13 protein-coding genes are annotated in these 15820 nt (G+C 41.3%); 7 read left to right on the forward strand and 6 right to left on the reverse strand.

What is annotated here, in order from left to right; all coding sequences use genetic code 11:
* Nucleotides 1–29: 29 nt before the first annotated feature.
* Complete coding sequence (gene asnB, locus HHO41_RS11095; RefSeq protein WP_169098508.1) at nt 30–1868, reverse strand: asparagine synthase (glutamine-hydrolyzing); 1839 nt, start codon at nt 1866–1868, stop codon at nt 30–32.
* Between the two features lie 158 nt (nt 1869–2026).
* On the opposite strand from asnB, the gene HHO41_RS11100 reads away from it, so the two are divergent.
* Nucleotides 2027–2587: a DUF2777 domain-containing protein gene (locus tag HHO41_RS11100; protein WP_169098510.1), complete on the forward strand. Its 561-nt coding sequence runs from the start codon at nt 2027–2029 to the stop codon at nt 2585–2587.
* A 91-nt stretch (nt 2588–2678) separates the two neighbouring features.
* Here the strand turns inward: HHO41_RS11100 and HHO41_RS11105 are convergent, their stop codons facing one another.
* The 3 genes from HHO41_RS11105 to HHO41_RS11115 form a co-directional block, all read right to left on the reverse strand.
* Nucleotides 2679–3023, reverse strand: coding sequence for a YisL family protein (locus HHO41_RS11105; RefSeq protein WP_169098512.1), 345 nt, complete (start codon nt 3021–3023; stop codon nt 2679–2681).
* Nucleotides 3024–3145: 122 nt separating this feature from the next.
* Nucleotides 3146–4324, reverse strand: a complete 1179-nt coding sequence (locus HHO41_RS11110) for a DUF418 domain-containing protein (RefSeq protein ID WP_348981262.1) — start codon at nt 4322–4324, stop codon at nt 3146–3148.
* A gap of 122 nt (nt 4325–4446) precedes the next feature.
* Entirely contained in the window at nt 4447–6048 is a 1602-nt protein-coding gene (locus tag HHO41_RS11115) for a long-chain-fatty-acid--CoA ligase (protein ID WP_169098514.1), read from the reverse strand.
* Between the two features lie 248 nt (nt 6049–6296).
* Here HHO41_RS11115 and HHO41_RS11120 point away from each other — a divergent pair, with 248 nt between their 5' ends.
* From HHO41_RS11120 to HHO41_RS11145, 6 genes are read left to right on the forward strand one after another with little or no spacing between them, the layout of a single operon-like run.
* Nucleotides 6297–6518 (forward strand): spore germination protein, encoded by a 222-nt coding sequence (locus HHO41_RS11120; RefSeq protein ID WP_169098516.1) that lies wholly within the window; start codon nt 6297–6299, stop codon nt 6516–6518.
* 8 nt (nt 6519–6526) lie between these two features.
* On the forward strand, nt 6527–6745 hold the full coding sequence (locus HHO41_RS11125) for a spore germination protein GerPB (RefSeq protein ID WP_169098660.1): 219 nt from the start codon (nt 6527–6529) through the stop codon (nt 6743–6745).
* A gap of 58 nt (nt 6746–6803) precedes the next feature.
* Nucleotides 6804–7427, forward strand: coding sequence for a spore germination protein GerPC (gerPC, locus tag HHO41_RS11130; RefSeq protein WP_169098518.1), 624 nt, complete (start codon nt 6804–6806; stop codon nt 7425–7427).
* Complete coding sequence (locus HHO41_RS11135; protein ID WP_169098520.1) at nt 7424–7597, forward strand: spore gernimation protein GerPD; 174 nt, start codon at nt 7424–7426, stop codon at nt 7595–7597. Before gerPC ends, HHO41_RS11135 begins: the two co-directional genes overlap by 4 nt.
* Nucleotides 7598–7609: 12 nt before the next feature.
* Nucleotides 7610–8038, forward strand: a complete 429-nt coding sequence (locus tag HHO41_RS11140; RefSeq protein ID WP_169098522.1) for a spore germination protein GerPE — start codon at nt 7610–7612, stop codon at nt 8036–8038.
* Nucleotides 8039–8055: 17 nt separating this feature from the next.
* On the forward strand, nt 8056–8274 hold the full coding sequence (locus HHO41_RS11145) for a spore germination protein (protein ID WP_169098524.1): 219 nt from the start codon (nt 8056–8058) through the stop codon (nt 8272–8274).
* Nucleotides 8275–8356: 82 nt separating this feature from the next.
* Here HHO41_RS11145 and addA read toward each other — a convergent pair whose 3' ends face one another.
* Nucleotides 8357–12163, reverse strand: a complete 3807-nt coding sequence (gene addA, locus HHO41_RS11150; RefSeq protein WP_169098526.1) for a helicase-exonuclease AddAB subunit AddA — start codon at nt 12161–12163, stop codon at nt 8357–8359.
* Complete coding sequence (addB, locus tag HHO41_RS11155; RefSeq protein ID WP_169098528.1) at nt 12120–15629, reverse strand: helicase-exonuclease AddAB subunit AddB; 3510 nt, start codon at nt 15627–15629, stop codon at nt 12120–12122. Before addB ends, addA begins: the two co-directional genes overlap by 44 nt.
* Nucleotides 15630–15820 lie beyond the last annotated feature (191 nt).

The raw sequence follows: 15820 nt of genomic DNA on the forward strand, positions 1-15820 counted from the left end.
CCAAAAGGCCGCCTACAGGCGGCCCCGACTCAATTTTCCACTATATTAATCCCGTAATCTTTGAACCACACATGGATTTGATAGAGATGAGCTAATAATTGCGGACCGGTCATCAGTTGGCCGAACCACGGCTCCTTAAACGATGCACCACCGGTATCAACAATCGCACGCAACTTCTCACCATCAAAAAACTCATGTAAAGCAGAGTTCTTATCGCCGAGAGCATCGCCTAACAACCCGGTTACTAGCTTCGTATACTCTGGATTGTGCGTTTTCGGATAAGGGCTCTTTTTCCGATAAAGGATTTCAGCAGGTAACAAGCCTTCTAATGCCTTACGCAATAACCCTTTTTCACGATGACCAAAGGTTTTCATTTCCCATGGAATGTTCCACACATACTCGACTAGTCGGTGGTCAGCGAATGGTACGCGCACCTCAAGACTCGCTCCCATACTCATTCGGTCTTTACGATCTAAGAGCGTGGTCATAAACCAAATCATATTCAAATAAAACAACTCACGCCGCTTAGCATCGACCGTACTTTCACCATCAAGTCGTGGCGTCTCAGCAATGGCTTCTGAGTACCTGCTCATCGTGTATTCAGGCAATCGCAATCGTGCTTGCCACTTATCTTTCAACAATGATTGGCGTGCATCAACGCTTCTCATCCATGGAAATCCTGCTCGATTCAAATCGTCCTCGCGATAAAACCATGGGTAACCGCCAAAAATCTCATCAGCACATTCCCCTGACAGGCTAACAACAAAATCCTGCTTGATTTCGCGACAAAACCATAATAATGACGAATCGACATCGGCCATTCCTGGCAAATCGCGCACATGAACTGCTTCGTTTAAATGCTGGGCCAAATCAGCTTGAGAAATGATGCAGCTATGATGAATGGTTCCAAAATCCTGGACCATTTTCTGAATAAAAGCGGCATCAGAATTGGGTTGAAATTCATTTTCTTTAAAAAACTTCGCGTTCCCTTCGTAATCGATGGAATAAGTATGCAACGAACCCTTTCCTTCAGCGGCAAACTGCCGAGCGGCTATCGCTGTTATCGCACTAGAATCGACACCGCCGGACAAAAACGTACAAAGCGGAACATCGGAAACGAGCTGGCGAGTCACAGCATCCGTAACAAGTTCGCGGACCTTATCAATCGTATCACCGACACTGTCCTGGTGCTCAGCACTCACCACATTCCAGTAACGCCACACCTTTAATCCGTTCACGGTTAACGAAAGAGCATGGCCCGGACGCAATTCCTTCACTCCTTTAAAAACACCAACTCCTGGAGAACGGGATGGTCCAAGTCCAAACACCTCCGCCAAGCCTTCACGATCAATTTCGCAAGCAACCTGTGGGTGTGCTAGTAGGGCCTTTAATTCAGAACCAAAAATCAAACCGCTCCCAGATTCCTTGTAAAATAGTGGTTTTACACCAAGACGATCCCGACCGATGAACAGTTTTTCCCGTTTTTCATCCCAAACAGCAAAGGCAAATATCCCGTTTAAATAATCAACGCACTGCTCCTGCCACTCAATATATGCCGTTAGTAAAACTTCTGTATCGGAATGACCCTTGAAAGAATATCCTTTAATAAGAAGCTCTTTGCGGATATCCTCAGTATTGTAAAGTTCGCCATTATAACAAATGGTGTAACGGTCCTTGGTCATCGGCTGCTTACCCCCAACAGGGTCGACAACGACGAGGCGTTTATGACCAAATCCGGCATGTAAATCCGTCCAAACATTCGTATCATCAGGACCACGTTTTGCTAAAGTTTCTGCCATCTTCGCAATTGTTTTTGCTTCAGAACGAATGTCTTTTTGATAATCAACCCAACCCGAGATTCCGCACATCTGTCTTTTCTCCTCACTTCCAAATTAGACTATTGTTCCGGTAATGATTTATCTTATGCATCCTCGAAAAAATGGTTATTTTAAAAAACAAGCTAATGGTTTAAAAAGTGGGTAAAGTGTCTAGAAAGAAAGTGAGGGACTATCCACGGAGGGAAATCATGAATCGACAACAGCGAATGCGCCTATTTGAAGGTCAGGCAAGGGCCTTTACAACTGGAATAGTTGAATATATTAACGATCAATGGGTTTTCTTTGATGAAGAAACAGAGGAAGCCTCAAGTCTCGATGAATATCTACATCAAGAAATTGAAGTATTTCACAACAAATGCTGGAAAAAGGGAATTTTATTCGAGGAAGGAAAGCTTGGATTTGCTGACGATATTTATCTTTTCAAAAATCAAGATACACTCAGAATTAAGAGGCATCTGATTTATTCTTTGGAAAGATTGGTGGAGGATCTTCATGATGATGCCTTCATTCACTTCATCACGACACTAAACTCATTAAAATTCTCCATTTATGATTGTATTTATTGCTACAATCATTTAACGTTTTTGAATCGAAATATTCCAAATAGCGGTGTGAATTTTCTTGTATTTGATAATCAGGAACTAATTTGTACCGTGCAACATCATTTCACCTACTATGAAAAAAGTAGCGATCGCTTTGAATTTACACTAAACAGCGGGAAACGCTTGATTATCGAAAAGATTTCTTAATTAGAAATGCGGAAGCGGCCCGCTCCCATGATTTTTGAAAAAGAAAAACCAGGTCCCGCATCATTAGCGGACCTGGTTTTCATTTCATTGATTAAAAGAAATCGAAGCCGATTGGTAAGGAAAAGCCTAAAGCGAATACTAAAACTAACGCAATCACAAATTGAGCCCATGCTCCAGTTGCTTTCTGCTGCTTGTTAAGCTTTGCTAAGACCATTTCCATGCTACCGATGACCCAAATTCCAACTGCAGCTTTCAATAGGTGCATGCTCCACATTGTGATGATCATACCGCCAGTTAATACAATTAAAATATAGAAAACTCTTAAAATCATTTTGACAATTTTTGCGCCCTTTTCGTTGCCTCTCTTTTGCAGCGAAACAGCCACAAAAAATAGAATTAGCGCCAGTAACCATGCCGTGATATGTGCGTGAACCAATTAAATTTCCCCCTAATTCCCACTTAATAATTATTATTAACAAATACATCATATCACAATTTGTAGAAAAATACTAAATATAAGGTGATAAACTTAAAAACTATAAAAATTTAAAAAAGCGGTCATTTCTCAGTTGATTTTCGCAGCTTCACAAACTTTACATATGTAACTAAACGCCACAGCCATTCAACCGGTCCGTATGAAAAGCGCCGCAGCCATAATGAGCTGCACAATAGCTGCACTACAAATATTGCCAATACAAGCAATGCTCCTTCAAACAAAGATATTTCCCCATAAAGCCCCAGTCCATATGAGTAAAAAATTAATGTAGCGATAACTGATTGGAATAGATAGTTGCTGAGCGACATTTTTCCAATTGCTGCAAACGGGGCAAGCCATCTTCTCAGGCTTTCTTTTTCGACAAGAAGCACGATCCATAAACCATAAAAAATCGTTAAACTAAAGCCACCAATGCTATCCTGAGCAAACTGTACGGCGGCGTTCCCTTCCAACCAATACGGAAGCAGCTTCACGATGAGACCGACCACAAACGTCAAACAGCAAAGGATTAAAATCTCGTGCTTATATTGACGCGTACGAATGAGCCAGCTTTCTTTGGCAACCCCAGCACCAATTAACATAAACGGATAAATCGAGATGAGGAAAAATGGGAGATTGCCGAGATTATTTGTAAAATACCAATCACTAACCCGCTGCGTCGTAATTTCCCAAAAAGTTCCACTTTGATAAACTACAAGGGATTGTTCAACAGCTTGAATATCAGTCAATTCGCTTGGAAGCATCTGACTTCCACTTGAAGTGAACATTAATAGAAAAACTAACAAAATCGTTGGAATACCGTAAAGGCCTGTACCAAACAAGAGCAGCGTCCGACCGGAGAACACCAACATGGGTAAAACAAGAAAACCTAACAGCGCATATTCAATTAAAATATCACCATGCCATACAAAAAAGGCATGAAAAATCCCAATCATAAGAAGCATGAATAATCGTCTTACAGCAAGGACCGGAAAATTCAAGCCACGACTTTGCGACTTTTCGCGAATTAAGATAAGACTATAGCCAAACAGCAGCGAAAATAATGGATAAAAGCTAGCTTGAGCAAAGACATCTATGAATATATATGTTGCTTTCTCTAAAGGTTCGTCCCACCAAGTCAAAGGATCAATGTATAACAACGGGGAATGAAATGACATCATATTCACAAGAAATATTCCTAAAATTGATATGCCACGAATGATATCCAGAGACATAAGTCGTTCGTCATTTAGCTTAGCCACTGCCTCACCTCCCTACTGCACTTTTATTTATCATACCGAATTCTCCACTGAAATGACAAAAGGACAGATCAACCTGTGGCTAATCCATCCTCTTATCATGTATTTAAATTATATAGTGGGCATTAATTAACGAAACGAGTTACTTCTTCTTCACTCTTGTTCTCTTTCCAATAATCATTTCTTAAATGGATTTTTTGAATTTTTCCTGATGCAGTTTTTGGTAATTCATCAACAAATGTTGCCCCAGTAACTGCCTTGAAATGAGCTAATTTCTCTCTAGAAAAAGCAATAACCTCTTTTTCTGTTAAACTAGCACCTTCTTTGACAACAACAAAGGCGTGTGGAGTTTCACCCCATTTTGCATGTGGGACAGCAATAACAGCAGCCTCAAGGATTGCTGGGTGCTCATAAAGTACACCTTCAACTTCAATAGAAGAAATATTTTCTCCACCTGAAATAATGATATCTTTTTTGCGGTCAACGATGTCAACGTATCCATTCTCGTCAATCGTTCCCATGTCTCCAGTATGAAGATAGCCGTTCTTGATGGTCTTCATTGTTTCTTCTTCATTTTTCCAATATCCAAGCATGACACCATGGCTTTTCACAACAACTTCACCAATCGATTGACCATCATGAGCAACAGCCTCACCATTATCATCAAGAAGCTTTACTTCAACACCCATTTGAGCGTATCCAGCTTTGGCCTTCAGACGATATTTGTCCTTCTTAGGTAAATCTAGAAGGTGTGAACGAATTGTAGATACAGTCGCAAACGGTGAAAGCTCTGTCATTCCGTATACTTGAATAAACTCCCAACCAAGTTCCTCTTCAACCCTAGTAATGAATGCAGGTGGTGGAGCAGAACCAGCAACGACAACGCGCACATCTTGTTCAACTTCAGGTACATTCTTCTCATAATATTGGATTAGAGCATTTAATACGGTTGGAGCCATGTGCATAATGGTTACCTTATGCTTTAGAATTTCAGCCCAAATTGAATCAGCCGTTGCTTTTCTTAAGAAAACTTGACTTGCTCCATTAGCTGTATAATAAAATGGTGAACCCCAACCATTCACGTGGAACATTGGCAGGATATGTAACAACACATCGGTATCATATACGCGTAAATGATGCTGAGCACTTAATGCATGTAGGTAGTTATTGCGATGAGTGAGCATAACACCTTTTGGATTTCCTGTAGTTCCGCTCGTGTATAAAAGACTCGCAACATCGTTTTCATCTAATTCCGCGCGATCGAATGGAAGTGTTGATTGATTTTCCAACCAAGCATCATAATCCAATTCAGGAGTATCCGATTCTTTGTAGTGCACGATGATAGATTCAACTGTCTCGAGCTTGTCCTTAATTGGAACAATTAGTTCATAAAGGTCCTGATCAACAAAAAGGACTCTTGATTCACTATGATTTAAAATAAATAAGTAATCTTCTGGTTTTAGTCGGGTATTTAGCGGCACCATAATCGCCCCAAGTTGATATATCCCGTAAAAACCTTCATACATTTCCATGCTATTTGGCGCCAAGTATGCAACACGGTCACCCTTCTGTACACCTAAATCTCTTAAACCATGTGATAAACGGTTAACTCTTTCGTTCATTTCAGCATATGTATACACTCTGTCGTCAGTAAAAATTGCCGGTTTTGATCCATATAAGGAAACTGCCCGATCCAGAAAGCTTGTTAATACTAAAGGTACATTCATCCGTTCCACCTCTTGATTGATTATTGTAATTTGATTTAATTTTCAAAATATAATTTATTTTAGCACGATTCTGTCTTTATTTGACGAAATGAAATTTGCTAAATTCCCTTGATATATAACACTATTCGACAGTTTTTCCAGTTTATATGAAAATATATGTCTAGTTTTAGTGAATCTAGGCTAATTAATCACCTTTCTTTGCCTAGTACATAGAATATTAAAGAAGTAATCTATGAAGGGTGTTTCTTATGCCAGCAATTGTTGGAGTTGTTCAAGTGATGAATATCGGTAGCAGTTCTGTCTTCAACATTGGCGATGTCTATAAAATTATGCCATTTGCCACAGCCAAAACTTTTTCAGGCGCAGGCTCCTTTAATACCGGAGATGGGCTCAATGTATCAAACCATTACAGTTCAACGAATACGTATGATCAAGATTTACTAGATCAAGGAAATTACATGAATGTTTAGGTGATATGATGAATTTTTATATCCAACAGTCAATTCATATTAATTTTTTGAAGGTTGAAGGAATTTCCAACTCATCTGTCCTACAAATAGGCAGCTCTGGGATCATTAAACCTGCTTCCCATCTATATAATACCGGCGGATTCACGGCACCAGCACCAAAAGCCAAAAAAACAAATGGAATAGCAGAAGGTACAACGGTCTCAACTCCTTCAGTTCCATTAACGTAACATTCACAATTCACATTTTTTGCCAAGCTGATGAATCGGCCAACTGCGAGGTGGTTAAATGTATCAGGATCTTCAATATTATCTTCAGCAATTACATGAATCCATGCAGAAGCAAGAACAGCGGATTCAAGCGCTTGAAGAAACTGTTTCACAGTTAAAATCAGAGTTGGCTGAACTGAAAGACAAGCCAAAAATTAACGTCGAAAAAATTGAATATAAGTTTGATCAATTAAAAGTAGAGACCCTTGAAGGGACGCTGAACATCGGCTTGAATCCTTCCGATTTACAAGGTATCGATAATTTGGAAATCAATCAAGCTGATGGCAAGCAAAATGGCACCCCAAAGGATCCTAAGGACTTGTTTCGAAGTACAATTGAGCTTGAAGAAGAAGTATACAGAACGTTAGAAACTGAACTGCCGACATTAATTGCCAATGCAGAAGCAAGGGTCAATCAAAAGCTTAATGAACAATATATTGATTTCATAAAAGATGATATTAAAATGCAGGTTCCAGCTCGGGTACAGCATCACGTTCGCCAAACACCATTTTCTGGGGATGAACGAGACCAGGAAACCTGGAAACAAAGTATCATTAGTAAGCTCCTTCAGGAAATGGAGAACGGAATTTGTACCTTTATTAACAACCTACCGAACTTGATGAAGGGAATGAAAAACGAATGAACTTCCACGTCTACAATCGTGAGCTCTGCGTGGGACATATTAGAATTATCGGGGTGTCCAGTTCTTCCGTGCTAATGGTTGGTGATGTGGATACCATCCAATTGGCTTCCACGTTTGATACCCCTGCAGAATCGTTAATTATTGGTCCATTTGTTCCACTCGCCCCTTAAGGAGGTGCCATCATGTTTAAACGCTCCTCTTTTGTTGATTCACTTAAGGTGGACTCTCTGCAATTTAGCTCCATCATTCAATTGGGAGATTCTCATTATATTAGAGGAACCAACCTTGCATTGGCTGAACAACGTGAGGAAGAAATATTTTTCGGGCAGGAAGGCGATTTTAGCCGCTATCGCGTTTTTTCAGAGCCCATCCCTCTACCACTGCTTACTGAGCACTTGGGGATTGAAAGGAATAATCATGGTGCTTGCGGTATAAAAGTGGGAACTATTGATATTATCGGGGTCTCTTCATCTTCTCTTGTTCATATTGGCAATAGTAAAATTGTCCAGATGGAAGCACGCATTAAGCACATTCGCCATTTATTATTTCCAAGTGAATATCCATTCGGTGAGGAAACCGAAGTGAACAAGGATATGGTATCTACTGAATGAGGCAAAGGAGGTTGAATATGCCAGCTTTCGTTGGACCAGTACAAATTGTCAATGTAAGTGGCGGAGTCGTACAATTTGGAGATACGATGTTTATTTCACCAAAAAGTAATTCCAAGTCCTTTTCAGGCGCAGGAGCCGGTAACACTGGAGGGCTTGTCGTAACAAATAATGGAGTCAACGGAACAAATGTCCTCGATTCAAATCTTGTTGATCAGCCAACAGTAGGGAATAACTAGAAAAACGCAAATGGCTTGCCCAGGAGCAAGATAAAAAAATGACGTGAACCCCCTCATCGTTCACGTCATTTTTTATTTATCATTACATTTCTAACACATGTCCGCCATCAAAAAAGAACAAATACTTCTCATCAATTGATTTCTTCAGAATTTGTTCCACTGCTTTGCTGTAAAGCTCAAGCTGCAGTCGATAGCGTTCGCGCAGGATTGGTTCAGCCTCTGTAAACCCACCTTTAAAACGCGTTTCGATTGAATCAGTTTTGTAATCAACGAGAACCGTTCGTCCATGCTCATCCTCAAATAAACAATCGATAATTCCCTGTACAAGCACTCGTTCATCCGCACTTTGCCAATCAGCATATACCTCATGTCCCGGTAACGATACACTGAACGGAGTTTCGCGCTGGAGCCTTTTTGAGTGCACCATCCGTTTACCCAACTCAGTTTCAAAGAAAGCACTGATTTGTGGAATGTCAATCGCTTCCTTTTGTTCTAGAGACAGTAACTCATGTTCCAATAACTCTTCCAGCAAGTTTGCCAAATACACTTCATTAATTGACTTCGATAAATCAACCTGCTGCATCACCATATGCATCGCTGTACCGCGCTCAGCAGGTGTTAATGCTTTCTCTTGCATAAACCGTGGCCGCCTATAGAGCGGCTTCGCAAACTTTCCCTTCAATTCCGATCCGCTTCCCTCTTCAAACAGCTCTAGCTGCCGTTTCATTTCCGAAACAGATTGTTTGGCACGGTGCGCTGTCGCTTCAGCAAATGGATATTTCCACGACAACTGCTGCGCAATTGTCTGAGCAGCATCGGTTGAAATCGGTACAAGAGTGCCATCTTTAACAAACTCCATTAAATTTGACTCTTCTTTAGGATGTTCGACATCAAATTCAGCAATTTCCTCTGCCATCAAAGTCTTTATCTTCCAACTTGATGGATGAGCAACAATCTCCTTTGGAACTAATTCAGAAACACTTCCAAAGAAGCCAAGCGCAGACTGACAATCCTGATGACGCACAAGCGCAGGACCAATCCAATCTAAATAAGTAGACACGGTAGCCCGTTTATAATCCGGTAAAAGCCAATCAGAATGCGTCGTTACAGCTGACCATTTATCAAAAAGCTTTGCTAAGTTTTTTGCTGTTCCGAGAATATACAGCTTTTCCTTTGCCCTAGTTAACGCAACGTATAGAACACGCATCTCTTCGGCAAGCATTTCAATCTTCATTTTTCGCTTAAAGGCCATTTGCGGCAGCGATGGATAAGCAATTCGTTTAACCGGGTCGACGAACTTTGCAGCAAACCCGAATTCCTTATCAAGCATGTATGCTTTTTTTGTATCATTTTTATTAAAATTACGATTCGTACCGGCAATGAACACAACAGGAAATTCAAGCCCTTTACTACTGTGAATCGTCATGATCCGGACAACGTCCTCTTGTTCTCCCAGCGCCCTTGCTGTCCCAAGGTCATCACCACGCTCCCGCATTCGCTCAATAAACCGCAAAAAGCGGAACAAGCCACGGAAAGAGGTTGCTTCATAGGCTCTGGCACGGTCGAACAGGGCCCGTAAATTAGCTTGACGCTGTTTGCCCCCCGGCATCCCGCCAACAAATTCATAAAACTTCGTTTCCTTTAGCAGCTGCCAAATAAATTGTGATAATGCGCCTTGGCGGGCCCGCGTACGCCAGTCTTTTAGCTGTTCCAAAAACATTCGGACTTTCTCATACAATTCCGCCACAAACAATGAAGGTGCTTGTTCAGAATACTCAACTAACGCTTCATAAAAGGCACCGTTTTTCTTGGCAATCCGAATTTGTGCCAATTCCGCTTCAGACAAACCTACCAAAGGCGAACGCAAAACAGCTGCCAATGGAATGTCTTGGTAAGGATTATCGATAACCTTTAATAATGACAGCATGATAGACACTTCTGTCGCTTCAAAATAGCCAGAAGAAAGATTTGCATAAACAGGAATCCCCTGCTGCTTAAACTCTTCGATAATTTGGGTTGCCCAGCCGAATGAACGCAATAAAATTACAATATCCCGGTATTTCACCGGAGCTGCTTGCTTTGTTTTTGGATTATAGACAGGCTTTCGTTCTTCAATCATCTCGCGGATTTTTTTCGCCATCACCCGTGCTTCCAATTGCGACTGTTCCAATTCAGCCAAATCAAAAACGGCTTCCTCATTTATTTCCGATTGATCATTATCATCGTCTGTCTCTCCGCTCGGCTTCGCATTTGCTTTATCCCCCTGATCGATTAAAATCAACTCAACCGGAAACGGATCTGAAAGCGGGTAACTTGCCCCCAATTTCAGTTCAGCAGCCTGATCATAATCAATTTCACCAACACGCTCACCCATCATTTGCTTGAATAAATAATTCGTTCCATCCAAGACTTCTTTTCGACTCCGAAAGTTTTGCGCCAAATCAATCCTTAAGCCACCATCGTCACCCTCAACCGAGAAACGACGATATTTGCCAAGGAACAAATTCGGCTCAGCAAGACGGAAACGATAAATCGATTGCTTTACGTCACCAACCATAAACAGATTACCGGACTGTTCATCGCCACTTTTCACTAATTGTAAAATTGCTTCCTGCACCATGTTCGTATCTTGATATTCGTCGACAAGAACTTCTTTGAAGCGATTTTTGTAAAATAAAGCAGCTTGTGATGGTAAACGGGTGCCATCAGCTAACAACTCATCTGTTAATATTTCGAGACAGTAATGCTCAAGGTCAGAAAAGTCAACCAATCCCTTTTCCTGCTTTAAAGCTGCAAATCGTAGTGCAAACGCTTGAACAAGTCCAACAATCGTTTCCACATGTGGCTTCATTTCCACCATGTCCTTTAGGAAGCTCGCAGGCTTACGCATGAAAAATTCACTTTGCAAATCAGTCAGAATTTTTTTCGCTTTTTTGCGAAGTTCTTGTGCTTGTTCAGTTAATTCCGGATCGTATTCGTCTCCTTTAACCGTTTTGGCACGGGCAAACGGGATTTTTTGCATTAGCTCATAAAGCGCTGACCAGGATTGATTTTTCGCAGCATACAATGCCTCGACATATTGAATGTCACCGATAAAGTTTTCGGCGCGTGGCGCTGGGCCGCCCGGCTCTTTCGTTAGCCTCAAACCCTCTTCAAGTAAACCTTTAGCGCCTTCTAGCTGCAGTTCAATATCCTCGAGAATCATTTCCGCAAACGGTAACGTTTCAATTGATGTAGCTTCATCAACCTCATACATTCTAATCATTGATTGCAAATATAAATCAGGGGCTGGATTGGACACGGAAAAATTAAACACATCGCGAATGATTGACTGCAAAGCGTCATCACTGCGATCATTTGTAAATGCATCAACTAAGGCAAAAAATGGCTCATTATCGTTTTTTCCGTACTCATCCTCAAACAGTTCGTCCATCACTTCATCGCGAAGGAGTTGAACCTCTGTTTCATTGGCAATCCGAAAGCTTGGATCAAGGTCAATCAAATAGTAATATTTACGAATGACATCCAGACAAAATGAGTGCAAAGTTGATATCGAAGCACGATTTAGTAATGTCAACTGTTTCCGCAGGTGGATCGAAGTCGGCGTGACTTGGATTGCCTTTTCCAACGCTTCTCCGATTCGCGTCCGCATTTCAGCAGCTGAAGCATTCGTAAACGTCACCACTAACAACTCGTCAACATTGATAGGCTCGTCAGATGCTAATATCCGTTGAATCATTCGCTCAACGAGAACGGCTGTCTTCCCTGACCCTGCTGCTGCGGCAACGAGAATGTCTTGATTTTTGGCGTAAATCGCTTTCCATTGATCATCTGTCCAGGTTACATTATTCGGTTTTGGAGGTATTATCGAGCGAACCAATTGATACATCCTCCTTTTGAATTTTATTCAAAATTTCATCCTTTGATAAAATCGGTAAATGTCTATATTCATTATTGGTTAAACTTGGGTCAAATTGGCATATCGATTTGAATGAACAGAATGTACAAGCTTGTTTATTTTTCAGCTTATAAGGAGCAATTTCCACTGCACCAGAAAGCATCTGATCACCAGAATTCACATACGTATTGCGTACATAATGTGTAAACTGTTCGAATTCCTGCTTTGATACGACTTTAGAGCGTGAGCGAATGCTGCCGTCTTTGTTAATTCCAGCTGGGATCACTTGAGAATCGCCTGTCTCAAGTGTCTTATCCATTAACTGAATGACATTTTGTTCTCCTAAAATCAATCCATTCATCTTAAATTGCTTTAAGATTGACTGCTCAATTTCTTCAAGCGTGAGCATTTTCTTAGCATTGATGACGGGGTCATGAACATGAAAATACAATACTCCAGCAGGAGTCGCTTGACGACCAATCAGTTGCTTAGAATGCGTAATCAAAATATCCAGGTAAGTGAGCATTTGTAGCGACAAACCATAATACATTTCGCTCAAATTCAAATCGCGCTCACTCGATTTATAGTCAATGACCCGCAGGTAAACATCGTCACCGCTGGTTGCCTTATCGACACGGTCAATTCGACCGACCAACTCCATTTTCGTACCATTTTTTAAGTTAAAACCAATTGGCGGCAGATCTCCTTTTGGACCAAAGCCAAGTTCTAAGCCAATTGGGGCAAAGCCACTTGCTTTAGCATGCTCACTTAACACGACAGCAGCTCGCTTAATAATCTTCTCAAGCTTACGTTTTAAATAAGCATGACGATTAGAGCTCAACAGGATTTCATGCTGCAGCTTCGGCGCAAGAATTTCGACAGCCTCACCCGCGAGAAGCGCACATTCCGACTCGGTCATTTTTTCCCAAGAAAGATTCTTTTCATTCACGGTATCGGCAATATGCTTTAACGCCGCATGAAACAACTCACCAATATCAGGTGCTTCGAGGCGGAAAACTTGGCGCTCACGCAGCTTCAAACCGTGATGGGCAAAGTGTGAAAATGGACAACTATGGAACATTTCCATCCGTGACACACTCGCCTGAATATGGTCACCATATAGCTCAAGGCTTTCTTGCTCACTGAGCCTAGCCGTTTTATTATCATAAAACAGACTCGATAGTACCTTAATTGCCCCCCTGCGCCAAGGTTCATTTTTGATATAGTGGTTATATACGTCCCACCAGAAATCATAAATCGGATAATGCTCCTTTTTCAACTGCAATTGAGCTGTCAAATAGGCCAATGTCGTGTTTTCGTTCCCCACGTATTCTAATTGCTCTTTTTCGCTCAACTCGGATGGGTCGACGACAAAAGTATACATGGCCACTTTTGGAAATAGCTCCTGCATTCGTTTAATATATGGTGATGGCATTAGCGCCTTGCCTTCTTCATTGGCAAGCGGGTAACTTAAAAACAACTGCTGCTTCGGTAAAGTAAACGCCTTATATGCCAAGAAATTTTCATCAAGCAAGCGTATCCTGCTTGATGGGGCAATTTTTATACCCCGACCAAGCAATACCTCACGATCCTCGTCTGCTAAAATTCCTTCATCATTAAGCTTTGCCGGAAGCACACCTTCATTTAAGCCAATCACAAACACAATTTTGATTTCCTCTAAGCGTGATTTTTCCAAATCAGCAACAATGACTTGGTCAAGCGCTGGTGGTACAAGTGAAAAACGCAAAGACTCAATCCCTGAATCGATAATTCCCGCAAATTGCTTTTGTGGTATTTTCTCCTCACCTAGCATCTCGACAAATTGATCGAGTAATTCAATAATCCCGTTCCAAACCTGGTCATGCTCACGCGCTTTCAGCAAATTACCTCGTTCTTCTTCAACTTGCTTCCATCGTTCAAGCTTCCTCGGAATCTCTAATTCTTCTAAAAATAAATATAGTGCCTCTGCTTGCTCACGACCGTTTTTCGACTTTTTAAGCCGGCGTGATAGCTGTAATAATGGAGTGGTAATTAAGGTACGCAGTTCATTAAGCTCAGCCTCTGTTTTTTGCTCTGCATCTGTTTGCGGAACATTCTCAAGCTCTAATCCACGAAACTTCCGATAAGTCCACGGCTGTTTTCGTGTCCATTTATCACCCTGAATTCCGTAGGCAAGCACATAATTTTCGAGGCGGTCCATTTGCTCACGCAGCTTCTCGTGGTCTGATTTAAACGGAAATAACAGCTCTGTTTTAACGGCACGGAAGATTGGCTCATAGCGCCAATATCCATTTAGTATTTCAAGACTAGAGCGCAGCAATTCAATTAATGGATGATGCTGCATCGATGTTTTTTGATCGAGATAAACTGGAATTTCATAGTCAGTGAAGGTTGCCTCAAGCACATCGCGGTATTCATGAGTGTTACGTGCTAAAATCGCGATTTCGCGGTAACGGTAGTTATGATTTGCAACCAACTGATTGATTTTACGAGCAATCCCTTCAATTTCTGCCCGTCGATTGGCTGCTTGGACGATATGAATTGCCGGGGTATCCTGATAGGCTTGAACCGGTAGCATATCAAAGTATTTTTCAAGATGTAAGAAAGATGCATCTTCCCATCTGAGCGGTTCGTTGAGTAATATTGGTTCCTCAAAGACAATCCCCTCGGCTCGAATCATATCGTGGAGTGTTTGACATGTATCACCGCTCATCCGAAATAGCTGCAATTCATCAGGTTGAATATCGGTATAGATCTCATCAAGCGTTAACGTAATCGTGACGCGCTTACAATGCTTCATCAATTGCTGCAGGACTAAATATTCAATTGGAGTAAAGCTGTAGAAACCGTCGATATACACTTCTGCTTCTTTTAAGAACGTTGATGTTCCAGCTTTTTCCGCTAAAAGAAGAAAGTAATCTTCCGAATCAAGATACTTATCCAATAATGCTTCTTCAAAATGTTGGTAGATTTTTTCTAAATCATGGAGCTTATCAGCAAGTGAATGTTGACTTGCTATTTCACCTTGCTTTTCGGCCAGCTCCTCAGGCTTGATACAATAGCGCTTAAACTCGGTTAACATCTGCTCCATCTGCTCGATAAAGCCATTTTTATCTGCGGCTCTGTGAAAAAGGGTGAGTTCCCCCTTCTGATCTTCAATGATTTTTCTAATTAACATGCTGATGCCGGTGCTAGTTAGATGATAGCGATTAAAACCACCCGTTTCCTGAAGCACCCTCCAGGCAAGGCGCGTGAAACTATACACCTGTGCTCGAATCATTCCGAGTAGCTCAGGATTTGTCGCAAGGCGCTGCTCCGATAAGAACGTCATTTGTTCTGGAACTAAATATATAATCGGGTCGCCACCCGGATTCGCTTGTAATCGCTCGCTGATTTCGCGGAGGCAAGTTTCAGTCTTGCCACTTCCCGAGCGCCCAATTAAAAATCGAACAGACATAATATGCTCCTCCTTTGTCTGAATCGAAGCTAAACAATGTTTTTATCTTATCATTTTTAAGGGAAGTTTTGATGGTGGATGTTTCGTTAAATATTGTCAGGATGGGGAAAACTAGTGAAGGAGGATTTATTCTGAAGTTAATTTTGATTTGCATTTACCTGGTCACATTTTTTGCACTCCAGGTAAATGCA

Source organism: Bacillus sp. DNRA2 (assembly GCF_012843265.1).
GTDB lineage: Bacteria > Bacillota > Bacilli > Bacillales > Cytobacillaceae > Bacillus_BU.